The organism is Alitiscatomonas aceti (genome assembly GCF_025567195.1).
Lineage (GTDB): Bacteria > Bacillota > Clostridia > Lachnospirales > Lachnospiraceae > Alitiscatomonas > Alitiscatomonas aceti.
In genome coordinates this window covers 23,679-40,407 of the sequence record NZ_JAOQJF010000020.1, presented here as the reverse complement: position 1 = coordinate 40,407, position 16,729 = coordinate 23,679, and the positions used below count along the sequence as shown (strand labels likewise).

Genomic DNA, 16,729 nt, shown 5'->3' with positions numbered 1-16,729 from the left:
ATCTTCCGGTTCCTCCCACAGGCGCTGCTCTGCTGCTGCCCTCAGCTCCTGTATTCCATGATAAAAGTATACCACAGCCCCGTCCGCTCCGCCACCTAAACCTGTAAGCAGGAACCGGCGCGAAAGGCCGCAGCCCCCGCGCCGGTTTCCTATATTTTCATCTGTTTAGATCCATGCCCCGTCGCTTCCGACCGTATAGCCGTCGGGCGTCACCGTATTGGACAGCATGGCTCCCACCGGTCGGATTTTATATAGATCCCAATGCATTCCGGCAGGATCAGTCCTCCGCCGACAAAAGGATCCGGTCGTTATCAAGCTCCTTTCCAGCTCCGATGCGGAACTTCTCCAGAAGATCCGGCACAGTCATGCGGGACCGCTCCTCTCCCTTCACATCGAACACGATCCGGCCATCGTCCATCATCAGCGTCCGGTTTCCCATGGTCAGGGCCTGCTGCATATTGTGGGTGACCATCAGACAGGTGGTATGTTTTTTTGCCACGATCTTTTTCGTCAGCTCCAGCACCTTTTCCGCCGTGGCCGGATCCAGGGCCGCTGTATGCTCATCCAACAGCAGTAAGAGCGGGGGCACCATGGTGGCCATAAGAAGGGTCAGGGCCTGGCGCTGGCCGCCGGATAAAAGGCCCACCGGCTGCTTCATCCGGTCCTCCAGCCCCATGTCCAGCATGGAAAGCTGCTCTCTGAAAAATTCCTTATCCTTTTTTGAGATCCGGCTGAAGGGGATGCTTCCTCTGGACGCCCGCAGATACGCCAGGGACAGGTTTTCCTCAATGGTCATATGGGGAGCCGTCCCCTTTAAGGGGTCCTGGAAGAGACGGCCGATGACGCGGCTCCTCTGGTACTCGGGCGCAAAGGTAATGTCCTTCCCGTTTAAGGTAATGGAACCGGAATCCGTAATAAAGCTCCCGGCAATGGCTGCGAACATGGTGGACTTGCCTGCGCCGTTGGAGCCGATGACCGTGGCAAAATCCCCCGGCTCCAGGTGGAGGGACAGATCCCGGATGGCCGCCTTTTCGTTGACCGTCCCCGGATTAAAGGTCTTTTTGATATGGTCCAGCTTTAGCATGACTGTCCCCTCCTTTTCTTCGCTTCCGCTTTCTTTTTCTGAAGTCCTGCCCACTCTCTTAAGGACGGGGAGGCAATGGCCAGGGCCACCACCACCGCTGTCACCAGCTTCAGACACTCGATGGGAACGATGGAGGTCTTAAGGATCATGGCATAAAGGAAGCGGTACAGAATGCTCCCGGTCACAGCTGCCGCCACATTTCTTCCCATGGAGCGGCGGTCCAGTACAGTCTCTCCGATGATGAGGCAGGCCAGGCCAATGACCACGATCCCGGCTCCGCTGTTGATATCCGCCGATTTCTGGTACTGGCCCACCACAGCTCCCGAAAGGGCCGTTAAGGCGTTGGAGATACAGAGTCCCACAGTAATGGTAAACACCGGGTTCACCGACGACGCCCGCACCATATCCCGGTTGTCTCCGGTGGCGCGGATGCTTAAGCCCAGCCGGGTGCCCAGAAACCATACCAGGGCGGCTCCGGCAAACATGGTGATGCCGCCCGCCAGGATCAGCTTATAAAATCCGCCTCCGATTCCCAGGTCCCTGAACAGTGTGAACATGGTATCCTGCTTTAAGAGGCTCACATTGGAGCTCCAGCCCATGACCATAAGATTCACGGTGTAGAGCCCCGTATTGGTGATGATCCCGGCCAGGATCGACGGTACGCCCATCCTGGTCTGCAAAAACGCTGTCACATAACCGGCGCAGGCTCCCGCCGCCATGGCTGCAAAAACCGCCAGCACCGGATGGCCGGCCGCCGCGCAGGTCACCGATACGGCTGCTCCCAGAACGAATCCACTGTCTGTGGTCATATCTGCGATATCCAGGATCCGGTAGCTTAAAAACAGGGCCATGGCCACCAGGGCATACATAAATCCCAGCTCCAGGGCTGTCTGAACCACATAAAGCATATCTTTCCCATCCTTCCATACTCTTTATTTTCTGCCTGGGAGCCTGCGCCCATTCTGTACAGGCCCCCGGCAGCCGCTTTCTTTAATCCTCTGTGGTGCCTACCTCCACCAGAGTTCCCATGTCCTTAAATACGGAATAATCGATCCCCAGAGCCTGGGCTGTTTCGGTGTTCACAGTGATGATCCCGCCCTCGGCCAGATAAAAGTCCTCCAGGGAATCCATGCCCTCCGTCATGGCCGTATAAGCCAGGTCCGCCGTCTCATGGCCCAGGTCTGTATAGTTGACGCCGCAGGTGGCAAAGGCGCCGTTCCTTACGAAGGAGTCGGCCCCGGTGTAGTGGGGGATCCCTGCCTCGGCCAGGCTCTCATAGATCGCCAGCTCTGCGGACATGATCACGTTGTCGGTGGGTGTAAAGATGGCGTCCACGTCCTCTGCGATCAGGGCGCTGGCCGCTGTGATCACCTCGTCGTTGGTGTTGGCCGTTTTCTCTGTGTATCCGATCCCCTTTTCCTCCAGATACGCCTTTGCCTCAGCGATGGGCGTTTTGGAGTTATCCTCAGATAAGGAATAAAGGAGTCCGACCTTTTTCACCTCCGGATCCTGGGCCAGCATCATATCCAGGATGAACTTTGTATTCAGGGCGTCGGAGGTTCCGGTCACATAATCAATGTCCGTCATTTCCGCTGCCTCCGGATCGGAGATGGCCGCATAGACCACCGGGGTCTTCGTATCCTCAGCACAGGTGGCCATGACCTGGGCTGCCAGGGTGGCAATGGGGATCACCGCATCCACCTGCCCGGAGATCACCTGGGTCCCGATCTGGGTCAGCACCGACTGGTCTCCCTGACCGGAATATACCTCATACTGGATGGAAACCCCGTTCTTTTCTGCCAGGGCATCCAGCTCCTCACAGACAGCGGCAGCGATCTCGTCCAGGGACGCGTGGTCCATCTGCTTTACAACGGCCACGGTATATTCCCCGCTGTCTGCGTTTCCAGCCTCTGTATTTTCTCCGGCACCGCCGGTCTTCTCCTCTTTTGTCTCCTTTGACCCCTGGGCCGTTGTTTCCTCTGCCTTCGCCCCGCCGGCCTCTGGGCTGGCTGACGTTTCCTTTCCTCCGCAGCCTCCTAAAAATGCCGCTGCCACTGCTGCTGCCATCACTGCGCTCATCATTTTTTTCTTCATAGTCTTTCTCCTCCATGCTCTTAAATTTTTTTCGCATTTCAGAAACGGGAAACCAGCGGCGGTACGCGTCTGCGGCAGAATCCTCTTCCGCCCCATGACGATCCTTGCGGAACGCTTTTATGTCATGGAACCCATGTTCCTATAACACAAAAACCGCCTCAAGCCCTTTCGCTTGAGACGGTTATAATCGTTTATAATCGCGGTACCACTCAAATTGACATAAATGTCCACTTTCAATGCACTACCATGCATCCCTCATTGATAACGGGTTTGGTTCCCGGCAGCTCCTACTCTTTTCATTTCAGGCCGCCCTCGAAAGTCCATTCAGCGATCCCTTCCATACTGCAATCCCACCGCCTGCAGCTCTCTGTGATATCAGAAGAAGGCTTACTCCTCTTTCTCATCGGTTTCTCTTATTTCTGTGTCTGTATTCTATGCCACTTTAAAGCAAATGTCAACCCTTTTTTTGATTTTTTCCAAATTATCTGCCAGACCGCCCCGCAGCGCAGACGTTTTCTATTGCCACATGCCTCCGGCTGGATTATACTAGGGGCAAAAGGAAGAACTTTTACAGGGAGGGCGGAGCATGCAGCTGACTTATCTTCACATCCACAATTTCAAGTCCATCCGGGACATGGAGATCCGGGACATTGACCGGGCCCTGATCCTGGTGGGAAAAAACAATACAGGGAAGACCTCGGTCCTGGACGCGGTCTGCGCCGTCTGCGGCTGCTACCAGGTCCAGGAGGCTGATTTTAATGAAAGGGAACAGGCCATCCGCATCGACGCCTCCTTTTCCATCAGCGGCGAGGATCTGGCCCTGTTCCACCGCATGGGCATCGTCAGCCAGTACCGGCGGTATGAGGTGTGGAGGCGGGTCTTCGGCGAGCGTCTTCCTTCCTTCTCCCAGGGAGAGCTTTGCTTTACCTTCCATGTAAATAAAGACGGAAAGGTCCGCTACGAGGATATTTCCCGGAAAAACAATCCCTATATCCCCATGGTCCTCCCCAGGATCTACCGGATCACTGCCGACCGGGACTTAAGACAGCTCCAGAATGACCTCCTCATGTTCCAGGAAGACCGGCAGCTCAGAAAGCTCCGCTCCGGCTCCTGTATCTTCGATCCGGCCAAGGCATGCAGCCACTGCTTCCGCTGCATCGGCCTCATCGACCAGAAAAAGCCTGCGGAGCTTTCCGCAGTGGAGACTGCCAGGCTCCTGGAATATAAGATCTATCAGCTGAATTTCAGCAGCTTTTCCAAAAAGCTCAGTGAAAACTTCCTGAAAAACGGCGGCTATGAAGAGATCCGCTGCTCCATAAGCTGTGACACGGACCAGATGTTTTCCGTTACGGTCACGGCCTGCAATGAAAAAAGGGGGACAGAGACTCCGGTGGAATACCTGGGCAAAGGCATGCGGAGCATCTACATGCTGTCTCTCCTGGAAACGTATGTGGCCGAGCCGGACCGGATCCCCAGCATCATCCTGGTGGAGGACCCGGAGATCTTTCTCCATCCCCAGCTCCAGAAAATGTGCTGTGAGATCCTGTACCGCCTTTCCTTAAAAAACCAGGTGATCTTCCAGACCCATTCGCCGGATCTTCTGTTCAATTTCACGGCCCGCCAGATCCGCCAGGTGGTCTTAGACGACGACATGTATTCCGTGATCCGGGAAAAGACCGATCTGGGCCGGATCCTGGACGATCTGGGCTACGGGGCCAGCGATCTGATGAACGTGAGCTTCGTTTTTATTGTGGAAGGAAAGCAGGATAAGTCCCGGCTTCCCCTGCTGCTGGAAAACTACTACTCTGAGATCCGGGACCAGGAGGGACGGCTCTCCCGCATTTCCATCATCACCACCAACAGCTGTACCAACATCAAGACCTACGCCAATTTAAAATATATGAACCAGGTCTATATCCGGGACCAGTTCCTGATGATCCGGGACGGGGATGGAAAGGATCCGGAGGAGCTGGCGGGGCAGCTCTGCCGGTATTATGACGCGCGGAATGCCGAGGACGTGGACCGGCTCCCTAGAGTCACCAGAAGGAACGTGCTGATCCTGAAATATTATTCCTTTGAAAACTACTTCTTTGACCCGGAGATCATGGCACAGCTGGGCATTGTGGAAAGCGAGGAAGCCTTTTACGAGACCCTGTACAAAAAATGGCGTGAATATCTCCACCGGCTCACCAGCGGCCAGAAGCTCATAAAGGCCCTGGGCCGGGACTTCACTTCCCCGGAGGATATGAAGGACCATATGGAGGAGATCCGCATCCACCTGCGGGGCCACAACCTGTACGATATCTTTTACGGCCCCTTCCGCTCCCGGGAGCAGGAGATCTTAAAGGCCTACATCCGCCTGGCTCCCAGGGATGATTTTAAGGATATCTTAGACGCCATCGACAGCTTTCCATACTTTGACAGCAGAAAGAGCGGGAAACAGCACTGACTGTTCCCCGCCCTTCTTTTATAAAAGCCTCACTTCCAGATCCTCCACCCGCTTCTCATAAAACCGCATCCGCCATTCCACCGGCTTTCCCGGTTCAAAATACAGGGAGGAAAAGGTGCAACGCGGCTCTCCCTTCCCCGCCATGAAAATGGCCGTGGGCCCGTCGGCTCCGCCGATGATCCCGATGGCGCTGGCTCCTGCCATGACACACACATCATTCTTCGCCTCCGGAAGGAACCGGTCCTCCGTCTCCCTGGGCAGGATCCTCCGGGGACGGTCGCCGCCGCAGTCCCGGATCTGCAGCTCTCTCCTGGAAATCTCTGGGCTTACGGCGTAGGTCATGGCCGCCAGGTGGGTGGGATACTCCCACTCCCCCATACGCCGGAGAAGCCTCCGTCTCTCTTCCTGTTCCATATCCTCCGGCGCTTCAAAGGCCTTCCGGTCCATCTCCTCCTCCTGGTATTCCAGGACCGTCAGCACATGACGCTCTCCTGTGGAGGGATGGATAAAGGAGATCTGGTCTCCCGGCCCCCGAACTGTAAAGCGGATGCCCGGAACACAGACCCGGTCCCGCTTCATGGTAAGGCTCAGGGACCGGAGCTTTGGCGGCCGCTTTGTAGCCCAGGAAAAGCTCCAGCGGTTGATGGACCAGGCCTTCGCCGGATCCAGTCCGTAATGCTCCAGGAGCCTCCGCTCCTCTTCATATGGGTCTGCTGCCAGGTACTTCTCCGCTGCCGGATCCTCCACTGGATCCCCGTCATTATCCAGTTCCGGATATTCCTCTGCCGGCCCATCATCCAGAGCCCCGGCATCCATTTCCCGGCAGGATTCCGGGAGCCAGCAGAGCCCGTTTCCCTCCACTCCCCGAAGCTTCCTTCCGTTCAGTACGATCTCCGGCTGGAAGCCCGTTTCCAGAGGACTTTCCTGCTGGATCCGCTCCTGCTCCTCCTCCGTCAGCCTGTCCTCCTCCAGATCCCGGTACCGTTCTAAAAAGGCCTTCACCCGTTCCGGGTCGATCTCCGCAAAGATATCTGCCACCAGCCCCTTTCCGCACTGGTACACCGCCGGAACATGCCAGATCTCCTTCCCCCAGGAAAACGTCTTTCCCACCGGGATCTCGATCCCCCGGCGGCCCCTCTGGCCGTAAAAGCCCCCTTCAAAGGTCACCTTCCAGTCTCTGTCCCCGGTCTGCTCTTTTCCACACGCCTTCCGGTCATCCTTCTGTATATCCACAGGCTCCCCTCCTTTTTCTGACTGCCGCAGCTGTTTCCATGGATCCTATTTTATCATATCTATCCCCAAAAATATATAGGAAAAACCGGCAGCCAGTCCAGGATGGGCCAGCTGCCGGATACGCACAATACAAGTTATTTTATTTCCAGTTAAGCGTTTGTTTTTTCTCTCTTCTTGATCTCCGGAAGGATCAGTCCCAGAGCAGTAAGAACGAAGGGAGTGATTACGTTTAAGGCTGTGGAGGCCATATCGCCTTCCACATACATACCAAGGAGACAGCATGCAGCCGTTACGAAGAAGCACCATACGCCTGCGGTCAGAGCGATGCCCTGGTTCTTCACGAAGCGGTACTCCGGATGGAACTTGCCGGCAGCCTTTCTTAAGGCAATGTAAGCGGCAAATACCCACAGGTAACGGAGCGGCATGGTTACGGAGTTCAGCTTATTTAACTGTGTTAATACAGCAGCTGCGCCCGGTACGAAGGACTGGATCAGGATGATACTTCCGGAAAGAGCCACAACCATCCAGATACCGTTGATGTATGCGCCCTTGTCGTTCTTCTTTAACAGCTTGGTGGGAACGAACTGTCTTGCATCCTCATTGTCAAGAAGCATACGAAGCGGAGCGTCGATACTTAAAACAAGAGTGGAGAACTGTCCGATGGCGTTGCAGGCTGCGTAGATGATCAGCAGAGCGTTGCCTACGCCGTAGTACTCACCTAACTTCTGGAATGCCCAGTAGGAGCCGTTGGAAACGTAGGAGTTGAAGCTTTCCTTGCTCTCGTTGATGATGGTCGGATCGAACATCTTGCCCATGGCGATGGTTCCCAGGATCGCACATACCATGACCATAACGGCCAGAGCGATCATACCCTTCGGGAATCCCTTGGACGGATCCTTTACCTTATTTACATACGGGGAGATCTTCTCACATCCGCCCACTGCGAATACCAGGATGGACAGGGAAGTGAAGTAACCCACGTTGAACTTCGGGATCAGTGCCTCTTTGGTGAATTCCATTGTCACATACTCTGCGTTGGGATTGATCACCGGAGCGGCAAACATCATAAGGATGTACAGGATGGACATTACGAACATACTGGTTCCGGCAATGGTAGCCAGCTTCTTAAGCGGGTTTAAGCCGCGGCTTGCTACCCAGCTGAAGAACAGGAGAACTGCCAGAGTCGCTAACTGTACAGCAATGGTCGGGAATGTATCGTAGGTAGTTCCGTTCTGGAATACCATCCAGCTTAAAGCCTTTAATCCGCCGCTGCCCTTACTTGCGATATAAGTAACGTGGCATGCCCAGTAGGTCCAGCCGGCATAATATGCAAATTTCGGGCTGATGGTTTCGTGGATCCAGGAGCTTACGCCGCCGCCGGAGTTCTTGAAAGCGGAGCCCAGCTCACCAACCATGAGCGCGTAGGGAACAAAGTAAAGGGCAAACATCATTACCCAGCTGAAGATAACCTGGATACCATTGAAGTATACGAAGCCGTTCAGAACGTTTCCGAATCCCCAGACTGTGGAAAACGCCATAAAGGCTAAGGTATACCAGGTCATTTTCTTAGAATTTTCCATTGTGTAACCTTCCTTTTCTTTTTTGTATTTGTGCAACGAAATGCATTATAGCACAGTTCTTGTTAAATTCCAAACGAATTTGTTGAAATTTTATATACTTGAATATTATGCACAAAAAACCAAAAATTATTCTATGATTTATATGGATTCTGCGGACTGGTTTTTTCTTTTGTTATTACTATTCCCTTTGGTTATGTCTAGTATATTTATACATTATATCTTTTTTATAAACATTATTAAATTTATATAAATTTCCAACTGTTTTTCATCATTTTATCATAAAAACGACGATTTTCTCATGTTCTTCACCAGATTTATTGACTTTATCTCTTTACAGGATTATAGTATTTACTTATAAATACTAACAAGGAGAGAATAATTATGAACACACTTGTAATCGTCCTCATCTCCGCGATCTGCCTGGCCTCCGCCTATGTGCTGTATGGCCGCTTTCTTGCAAAGAAATGGGGCATCGACCCGAAAGCCAAAACACCGGCAGTCGTTCACGCAGACGGACAGGACTACGTCCCCACAGACGGCTGGACCGTTTTCAGCCATCAGTTTTCCTCCATCGCCGGAGCCGGCCCTGTGACCGGAGCCATCCAGGCGGCCGTTTTCGGATGGGTCCCCGTTCTTTTATGGATCCTCATCGGCGGCGTCTTCTTTGGAGCCGTCACAGACTTCGGTGCTCTTTATGTGAGCGTAAAAAATGATGGTAAGTCCATGGGACTTCTGATTGAAAAATACATCGGCAGGCTGGGCCGGAAGCTGTTCCTGGTATTCTGCTGGCTCTTCACCTGGCTGGTGATCGCGGCCTTTGCCGACATGGTGGCCGGGACCTTCAACGCCTACCAGACCGTGGACGGCGTGACCAGCCTGTCCGAAGCGGCAAAGACCAACGGCGCAGCCGGGACCATTTCCTTATTATTCATTGTTTTTGCCATGCTTTTTGGCGTATTGCAGACACGCCTCCATTTTACCGGCTGGAAGGAGACGATCCTGGGCCTTGCCTGCACCGTAGCTGCCCTGGCTCTTGGAATGATGGCCCCCATCACCGCCGGAAAAGAGGCCTGGACCTACATTACCTTTATTTATATCTTTTTTGCAGCAGTCCTTCCCATGTGGCTTTTAAAGCAGCCCCGTGACATCATGACCACCTATATGTTCATCGGCATGATCGCCGGAGCTGTGCTGGGTCTTTTCGTGGCCCATCCATCCATGAACCTGCCCATGTACACCGGCTTCCATAATGAAAAGCTGGGAGACATGTTCCCGATCCTGTTCGTCACCGTTGCCTGCGGAGCTGTTTCCGGCTTCCACAGCCTGGTATCCTCCGGCACGTCCTCAAAGACCGTGGCCAACGAAAAGGATATGTTAAAAGTGGGCTACGGAGCCATGGTCCTGGAAAGCCTTTTAGCCGTACTGGCCCTCTGCGTGGCAGGTGCTGCCGCCGGAGCCGACGGAACTCCCGCTGCCGGAACTCCGTTCCAGATCTTTTCAAACGGCGTGGCAGGCTTCTTCCAGATGTTCGGCGTTCCCATGTACATTGCCCAGTGCTTCATGACCATGTGCGTTTCCGCCCTGGCCCTCACAAGCCTGGACGCCGTTGCCAGGATCGGCCGTATGAGCTTACAGGAGCTGTTCTCTGTGGATGACATGGAGCACGCCGAAGGCTGGAGAAAGTTCATCTGCAACAAATACGTTTCCACCCTGCTGACCCTGTTCTTCGGCTTTGTCCTGACCCGGATCGGATATTCCAACATCTGGCCGCTGTTCGGATCTGCCAACCAGTTATTATCTGCCCTGGTCCTGGTGACCCTGTGCGTATTCATGAAGGTCACTGGCCGCAGCAACAAGATGCTGTTCCCGCCGCTGGCCATCATGCTCTGCGTCACCACCACTGCCCTGGTACAGAGGACCAAAGCGCTGGTAACTGCCTTTGCCTCCGGCTCCGCCACCTTCATGGTGGAGGGACTCCAGCTGATCATCGCCATCCTTTTAATGCTCTTAGGCCTGATCATCGTCGTAAACTCCCTGCGGGCCTACTTCGCCTCCAGGCATAATTCCGAAAAGACGGCTCCGGCCGCCGCATCATAAACATACATAAAAGAAGCCGGTTCCGGCTCTGGAAACCACAGATCAGGGTTTCCGGACCGGGACCGGCCTTTTTCATTTTGCTTATGATCTTGCCATCCCATCCACGCTTAAGACCACGCCTGTGATGTAGGACGCTTCCTCTGAAGCCAGGAACACAAAGGCGTTGGCAATGTCCTCGGGCTTGCCCAGACGGCGCAGGGGGATCTGCCGCACCAGCGGATCCATCACCTCTTTTGGCACCGCCTTCATCATATCCGTCTCCGTGATCCCCGGAGCCACCGCGTTGACGCGGATCCCCCTGGGGCCCAGCTCCCGGGCCAGGGATACGGTAAGTCCGTTGACGGCAAACTTGGAGGTGGGGTATGCCAGGCCGCTGGCCTGGCCGGAAATACTGACCATGGACGAGGTGGAAAGGATCACTCCGCTTCCCTTGGCGATCATACATTCGCTGGCCGCCCGGGTGGCTGTGAAGATCCCCTTCACGTTCAGATCCATGACACGGTCGTATGTCTCTTCCGTGTATTCCGTAAAGGGCGTGCTTTCGGAGACTCCTGCATTGTTCACCAGGATATCCACGCAGCCGTATTTTTCTGTTACCTTCTTAAATTCCTTCCGTACCGATTCCAGGCTGGAAAGGTTGGGACTGATCCCGTCCACCACGGAATCCGGATATAGCTCCTTTAAGCGGGCTGCGCTTTTCTTCGCATTCTCCTCGGAGCTGGCTGTGATAATGACCTTGGCGCCCTCCTGTAAAAATCTTTCTGCTGTGGCAAAGCCGATCCCGCGGCTTCCGCCGGTTATGATAGCAACCTTATCCTTTAATCTCATATATCCGCCCTCCCTGGGTTGATGTTTTTCTTTATGTTCTTATCATAACCGTTTTTCCGGAAATTTTCCGTGATCTTGTCACAAAGCTGAAATTTTTCCAGGCGTTCCCTCTTAATCGTTCATTCCGGAATCGCCAGCTTTCCATTCCTCAGGCTCTGGGCCTTCTTGCATAATTTGGAGTAGATCCGTTCCACAAACCATTTTTCCGTGGATCTTCTTTGGATTTCCTCCACACCGATCCACCCGATCTCACTGTTTTCGTCCTCCTTGATCCGCAGCGGAAGCTCTGGGTCCGCCTCCAGCAGATAGGTCACGTTCAGATGCAGATGCGACGGCACGTAGCTTCCCCGTTTTTCGTGGCCGTCAACCGTAAGGATCTCCAGGGAGAAAATATCCTCTGTCACGAACCGGACGGATTCCAGCCCGCTTTCCTCCCGGATCTCCTTCAGCGCCACCGCCTTCAGATCGGCGTCCCCGTCTGCATGGCCCCCAAGCCATGCCCACGACTGGTAAAGATTGTGGTATGCCATCAGGACCTTTTTCCGGTCCCTGTCCATGATCCATGCAGAGACCGTGATATGGGCGTTCCGGTTGTCCCTGGTCAGGATATGGTCTGCCTGTTCCATCTGCCGCAGGATCTCCTTCTTATCCTCCCGTTCCTGTTCATTGAAGGGCTCATAACGACGGATCTCCTCTCTCAGCTCCATTTCGGTCATCGCCCCACCTCCTTATCTTTTCCCCAGCTCCCAGAAGGCCACGGCTGACGCCGCCGCCACATTGAGAGAATCCACCCCGTGGGCCATGGGGATCATCACCGTATAGTCGCAGTCTGCAATGGTCTCCGCCGCCAGACCGTCTCCCTCGGTCCCCAGCACCACCGCCAGCCGCTCCTCTGCCAGGAGGGCCGGATCGCCGATGCTCACCGAATCTTTTTTTAAGGCCATGGCGGCCGTCTTAAACCCCAGCTCCCTTAAGACCTCCATCCCCCTCTCCGGCCACGGACACTGCTGCCGGTCAAAAAAAGTCCAGGGCACCTGGAACACTGTGCCCATGCTGACCCGTGCGGCCCGCCGGTACAGAGGATCGCTGCATCCCGGCGTCAGGAGCACCGCGTCCATGCCCAGGGCGGCCGCAGACCGGAAAATGGCCCCCACATTGGTGGGATTCATGACGTTTTCCAGGACCGCCACCCGTCTGGCCCCAGCGCAGAGGGAAGCCGCATCCGGCAGCCTCCGCCGCCGCATGGCGCAGAGGACACCCCTGGTCAGCTGAAAGCCCGTAAGCTCCGTAAGGATCCTGGCCTCTGCCGTATAGACGGGGATACCGCCGCACCGGGAGACCACCTCTCTGGCTTCTCCCTCCACATGCTCCGGCTCCATTAAAAGGGACACCGGCTCATATCCGGCATCCAGGGCCCGGCTGATGACCTTGGGGCTTTCAGCAATAAAAAGGCCCGTATCCGGTTCGTAATAGTGAAGCAGCTGGCCCTCAGAGAGCCTGGCATAAATGTCCAGCTCCGGAGCCGACAGATCTGTGATCTCTCTTATATCTGGCATAATCGGTCCTCCTCTTTTCTTATGGAAATATTATACGGTCCCGGAAGCGGGATGTCAAATGCCTGAAGGATCACGGGCCGTCATGGTCAGCTGACTTCATACTTTTTTCACAAAATAATTAGCACTCGACTCTTGACAGTGCTAATAATGTGTGCTATATTACAGATAGAACAAAAGAGGAGGGCAAAACAGAAAAAGGACTTCAAACGTCCGGCCTGGTTCCTGCCGCCTCCGGTTCCAGAAACTTATTTGTGACCAGCAGTAAATTGACATATAGAATGGAGGAATGATTTATGCTGATGCCCAGCATCTTTGGTGAAAACTTATTTGATGAAATGATGGATTCCTTTAACGATGAATTCTTTGGAAAACGCAGTCCGCTGTACGGAAAGAACGCCTCCAGAGTCATGAAGACCGATATTAAAGAAGCGGATGGCCGGTATGTGATCGACATTGATCTTCCGGGCTTTAAGAAGGATGAAATCCATGCTGAGTTAAAGGACGGCTGTCTGACCATAAGCGCCTCCAAGGGCCTGGATAAGGACGAAAAGGATAAGGAAGGCCGCTATATCCGCCGTGAACGGTACGCCGGAGCCATGAGCCGGAGCTTTTATGTGGGCGAGAACGTAAAGCAGGAGGATATAACAGCCAGATTTGAAAACGGGATCCTTTCCCTGTCTGTTCCCAAAGAGGAGGAGCAGAAGAAGGTGGAAACACCCAATTACATCGCCATTGAAGGATGATGAAGGTCGGAAAGCCCAGAGGGCCGCTGCAGACTGGCAGTGGCCCTCTTTCTATATGACCAGGAGCCGGAAAAGGCTGTTCCCAGCGGTTTTCCCGGCCCTCTGCCTGTTTAGAAGTTGGTGGGAGTCATGACCTTCCCGGCCAGGACCTCCTCATAGTCCTTCAGGTTCCTCTGTAAAAGCTCCGGCGTGTTGAGGCCGTAAGGACATTTACTCATGCACTGGTTACAGTGGAGGCAGTCCTTGATCTTCATCATCTTTGCCTGGCCCTCGGGGGACAGATGGCCTTCGGACGGAGAACGGCGCAGCAGCAGGGACATCCGGGCGCAGTTATTGATCTCGATCCCCACCGGACACGGCATACAGTAGCCGCAGCCCCGGCAGAAGCTTCCGTACAGCTGTTTTCTGTCCGCCTCGATGAGAGCCCGGATCTCGTCGTTCATCACCGGCGGATGTTCCATATAGCTTAAAAATTCATCCAGTTCATTCTCCCTCTGGACGCCCCAGATGGGAAGCACGTTGTCGTACTGGTCCTCAAAGGCGTAGGCGGCGGCAGAGTTGATGATCAGTCCGCCGGACAGGGCCTTCATGGCGATGAAGCCGATGTTGTTCTTCTTACAGTCCTCCACCAGCTCCACATCCTTTTCGCTGCACAGATAGCAGAACGGGAACTGGAGGGTATCATAAAGGCCGCTGTCAATGGCCTCATGAGCCACAGCCAGCCGGTGGTTGGTGATGCCGATGAAGCGGATCTTTCCCTGCTCCCTGGCCTTTAAGGCCGCCTCATAAAGGCCGCTTTCATCCCCCGGCTTCGGGCAGAAGGACGGGTTATGGAACTGGTACACGTCCACATGATCCGTTTTAAGGAGCGTCAGGCTGGTCTCCAGGTCCTTCCAGAATTCCTCTGCGTTCTGGGCTGCGGTCTTGGTGGTGATGTAGATGTGGTTCCGGATATCACTCATGGCATAGCCGATCTTCTCCTCACTGTCAGAGTAAGCCCTGGCTGTATCAAACAGCGTGATGCCGCCGTCATATGCCTTTCTTAAGAGCTTTGCGGCCTCATCCCTTGTGATCCTCTGGATCGGCAGCGCACCGAACCCGTTCTTGCTGACTGTGATCCCTGTTCTTCCCAGTGTTACTGTCTTCATTTTCCCATACCCCTTTCTTTTCCTTTGCCTGCGGACTAAGACTGGCAGCGCTCCTGGTCCAGCATGGCCTTTAAGGCCTCGTCGCTGTCGTCGATCCAGACGTCTTCTTCGTCTGCGCTAAGCCCCAGAAACTGTGCCAGCGTCCGCTCGTCGTCGCTGTTGTTCCATATCTCAATGTAATCGTCGATCTCCTCAAACCGGATTTCTCCGGCCAGATACTTTTCTTTGAACGTCATTTTCCTGCTCCTTCAGGTTCTTCAGGATGGTGATCTCCTGATTATCAATATGCTCCCGGATCGCGATCTTCGCCTCGTGGACATGGCGCAGGCTCAGGGCCTTTAAGATCTGGTCATGCTCCACCAGGAGAATATGCCGCTTGTCCTCATCCTTGATATATTCCAGGCGGTAGCGGTACATCTGCTCCCGCAGGTTGTTTAAGATCTGCACCAGCTTTTCATTTTTTGTACTGCCGTAAATGATCTCATGATATCTTTCATCGGTCTGGGCGATCCGCATGGCGTCTCCCTCCCGGATGGCCTGGGCAAACAATTCCTGTGTTTTTTTCAGCTCCTCCAGCTCGTCCTCCGTCATCCTCTGGCAGGCCAGGTCCACCGCCAGCTCCTCCAGGGTCCGGCGCACCTCAAGCACGTCCCGCAGATTGTTTTCAGAGATCCTGGCCACCTCGGCTCCCTTCCGGGGGATCATAAGGACCAGGCCCTCCAGCTCCAGCTTCCGGATCGCCTCCCGGATCGGAGTCCTGCTGACGCCTAAGCGCTCCGCCAGCTGGATCTCCATGAGCCGCTCTCCCGGCTCCAGCTCTCCCTTTAGGATCGCCTGGCGCAGCGTCTTGAACACCACATCCCGCAGGGGCAGATATTCATCCATCTTCACATCAAAGTTGTTCGTCATTGGCCTTCTCCTTCTATCTGGCTGGTTTTTTGTTAAAAAATCTGGTCAAATAGACCTGTCGGGTCAACCGTCCGTTGTCTGTCTCTCTGAGGATCCCGCAGACCGCGTCTGCCTCTTCCCTGTCCTTAAAGATCCCAAATACCGTGGGGCCGCTGCCGCTCATGAGCGCCCCCTCCGCCCCATGCTCCAGCATGATCCGCTTAATGGCGCCGATCTCCGGATGATCCGGGATCGTGACCGTTTCCAGCACATTTCCCAGACGGGCTGTAACGCCGTCCAGGCTGCCTGCCCGGATGGCCGCCGCCATGCCGTCGATATCCGGGTGGGCCTCCGGTCCCAGGGCATCCACCCGCAGCTTTTCATACACCGCCTTTGTGGACACTGAGATCTGGGGCTTTGCCAGCACCACATGGCACTGGGGAGCCGGTGGAAGCTCCGTAAGGATCTCCCCGATCCCCTCCGACAGGGCGGTTCCTCTGAGGATACAGTAGGGGATATCCGCTCCCAGCTTCACTCCCCGCCGCATCAGTTCTTTTTTCCCAAGGCCCAGGCCGAACAGCCGGTTCATGCCCACCAGGACCGCCGCCGCGTCGGTGCTCCCTCCCGCCATACCGGCGGCCACGGGAATGCATTTCCGGATCTTTATATCCACGCCCTCTGACAGGCCGAATTCATCCATTAAAAGCTTTGCGGCCCTCCAGGCCAGGTTTCCCTCTCCGTCCGGCACATAGGGAAGGTTCGTTTCCGTGCGGATCCCTGGTTCCTTTGTCTTCTCCATCACGATCCGGTCATGGAGGTGTACGGTCTGCATGATCATCCGCACCTCATGATAACCGTCCTCCCGTTTTCTCACCACATCCAGACCCAGATTGATCTTTCCATAGGCCTTTAATTCCAAACGATCCAGCATTTCCATCACCCGCTTGTATTTTTTCTGTTTCTTGTATACAATAATCAGTATACCGGATAAAGCCCTTATTTGACAAGAGCTTTCCATATAAAATTTAT

General features: G+C 54.6%; 16 protein-coding genes and 1 other annotated feature. Of the genes, 3 read left to right on the top strand and 13 right to left on the bottom strand.

Annotation, left to right across the window (positions count from 1 at the left end; genetic code table 11):
* Positions 1 to 165: 165 nt before the first annotated feature.
* The 4 genes from OCV69_RS10515 to OCV69_RS10500 form a co-directional block, all read right to left on the bottom strand.
* Positions 166 to 267 carry a hypothetical protein gene (locus OCV69_RS10515; protein WP_262563093.1) on the bottom strand — a complete coding sequence of 34 codons (102 nt, stop codon included), beginning with the start codon at positions 265 to 267 and terminating at the stop codon, positions 166 to 168.
* Positions 268 to 277: 10 nt separating this feature from the next.
* Entirely contained in the window at positions 278 to 1,084 is an 807-nt protein-coding gene (locus tag OCV69_RS10510; RefSeq protein WP_158359029.1) for an ABC transporter ATP-binding protein, read from the bottom strand.
* On the bottom strand, positions 1,078 to 1,992 hold the full coding sequence (locus tag OCV69_RS10505) for an ABC transporter permease (RefSeq protein ID WP_158359031.1): 915 nt from the start codon (positions 1,990 to 1,992) through the stop codon (positions 1,078 to 1,080). Before OCV69_RS10505 ends, OCV69_RS10510 begins: the two co-directional genes overlap by 7 nt.
* 82 nt (positions 1,993 to 2,074) lie before the next feature.
* Positions 2,075 to 3,178, bottom strand: coding sequence for an ABC transporter substrate-binding protein (locus tag OCV69_RS10500; protein ID WP_158359033.1), 1,104 nt, complete (start codon positions 3,176 to 3,178; stop codon positions 2,075 to 2,077).
* Between the two features lie 170 nt (positions 3,179 to 3,348).
* Positions 3,349 to 3,591, bottom strand: a binding site (T-box leader).
* A gap of 173 nt (positions 3,592 to 3,764) precedes the next feature.
* Here OCV69_RS10500 and OCV69_RS10495 point away from each other — a divergent pair.
* A complete protein-coding gene (locus OCV69_RS10495) occupies positions 3,765 to 5,627 on the top strand; it encodes an ATP-dependent nuclease (protein ID WP_158359035.1) in 1,863 nt (620 codons plus the stop codon).
* A gap of 18 nt (positions 5,628 to 5,645) precedes the next feature.
* Here OCV69_RS10495 and OCV69_RS10490 read toward each other — a convergent pair whose 3' ends face one another.
* Together OCV69_RS10490 and OCV69_RS10485 are read right to left on the bottom strand one after the other, a co-directional pair.
* Entirely contained in the window at positions 5,646 to 6,860 is a 1,215-nt protein-coding gene (locus OCV69_RS10490) for a sodium ion-translocating decarboxylase subunit beta (protein ID WP_158359037.1), read from the bottom strand.
* Positions 6,861 to 7,009: 149 nt separating this feature from the next.
* The gene (locus tag OCV69_RS10485; RefSeq protein ID WP_022274466.1) at positions 7,010 to 8,440 is read right to left on the bottom strand and encodes an amino acid permease; all 1,431 of its coding nucleotides are present in this window, start codon (positions 8,438 to 8,440) and stop codon (positions 7,010 to 7,012) included.
* Positions 8,441 to 8,821: 381 nt separating this feature from the next.
* On the opposite strand from OCV69_RS10485, the gene OCV69_RS10480 reads away from it, so the two are divergent.
* Positions 8,822 to 10,537 (top strand): carbon starvation CstA family protein, encoded by a 1,716-nt coding sequence (locus OCV69_RS10480; RefSeq protein WP_158359039.1) that lies wholly within the window; start codon positions 8,822 to 8,824, stop codon positions 10,535 to 10,537.
* 81 nt (positions 10,538 to 10,618) lie between these two features.
* Here the strand turns inward: OCV69_RS10480 and OCV69_RS10475 are convergent, their stop codons facing one another.
* The 3 genes from OCV69_RS10475 to OCV69_RS10465 all read right to left on the bottom strand — a co-directional run bounded on the left by OCV69_RS10475 (position 10,619) and on the right by OCV69_RS10465 (position 12,921).
* Complete coding sequence (locus OCV69_RS10475) at positions 10,619 to 11,365, bottom strand: SDR family NAD(P)-dependent oxidoreductase (protein ID WP_022274464.1); 747 nt, start codon at positions 11,363 to 11,365, stop codon at positions 10,619 to 10,621.
* 119 nt (positions 11,366 to 11,484) lie between these two features.
* Complete coding sequence (locus tag OCV69_RS10470; protein ID WP_158359078.1) at positions 11,485 to 12,072, bottom strand: NUDIX hydrolase; 588 nt, start codon at positions 12,070 to 12,072, stop codon at positions 11,485 to 11,487.
* A 21-nt stretch (positions 12,073 to 12,093) separates the two neighbouring features.
* Entirely contained in the window at positions 12,094 to 12,921 is an 828-nt protein-coding gene (locus OCV69_RS10465; RefSeq protein WP_158359041.1) for a TrmH family RNA methyltransferase, read from the bottom strand.
* A 293-nt stretch (positions 12,922 to 13,214) separates the two neighbouring features.
* Between OCV69_RS10465 and OCV69_RS10460 the strand changes: the two genes are divergently transcribed.
* Positions 13,215 to 13,664: an Hsp20/alpha crystallin family protein gene (locus tag OCV69_RS10460; protein WP_022274462.1), complete on the top strand. Its 450-nt coding sequence runs from the start codon at positions 13,215 to 13,217 to the stop codon at positions 13,662 to 13,664.
* 110 nt (positions 13,665 to 13,774) lie between these two features.
* On the opposite strand, the gene OCV69_RS10455 is transcribed toward OCV69_RS10460, so the two are convergent.
* From OCV69_RS10455 to ispE, 4 genes are read right to left on the bottom strand one after another with little or no spacing between them, the layout of a single operon-like run.
* The gene (locus OCV69_RS10455; RefSeq protein ID WP_158359043.1) at positions 13,775 to 14,812 is read right to left on the bottom strand and encodes an aldo/keto reductase; all 1,038 of its coding nucleotides are present in this window, start codon (positions 14,810 to 14,812) and stop codon (positions 13,775 to 13,777) included.
* A 35-nt stretch (positions 14,813 to 14,847) separates the two neighbouring features.
* Positions 14,848 to 15,048 carry a hypothetical protein gene (locus tag OCV69_RS10450; protein ID WP_022274460.1) on the bottom strand — a complete coding sequence of 67 codons (201 nt, stop codon included), beginning with the start codon at positions 15,046 to 15,048 and terminating at the stop codon, positions 14,848 to 14,850.
* The gene (locus OCV69_RS10445) at positions 15,005 to 15,721 is read right to left on the bottom strand and encodes a GntR family transcriptional regulator (RefSeq protein WP_158359044.1); all 717 of its coding nucleotides are present in this window, start codon (positions 15,719 to 15,721) and stop codon (positions 15,005 to 15,007) included. Before OCV69_RS10445 ends, OCV69_RS10450 begins: the two co-directional genes overlap by 44 nt.
* 13 nt (positions 15,722 to 15,734) lie before the next feature.
* Complete coding sequence (gene ispE, locus OCV69_RS10440) at positions 15,735 to 16,631, bottom strand: 4-(cytidine 5'-diphospho)-2-C-methyl-D-erythritol kinase (RefSeq protein ID WP_158359046.1); 897 nt, start codon at positions 16,629 to 16,631, stop codon at positions 15,735 to 15,737.
* Positions 16,632 to 16,729 lie beyond the last annotated feature (98 nt).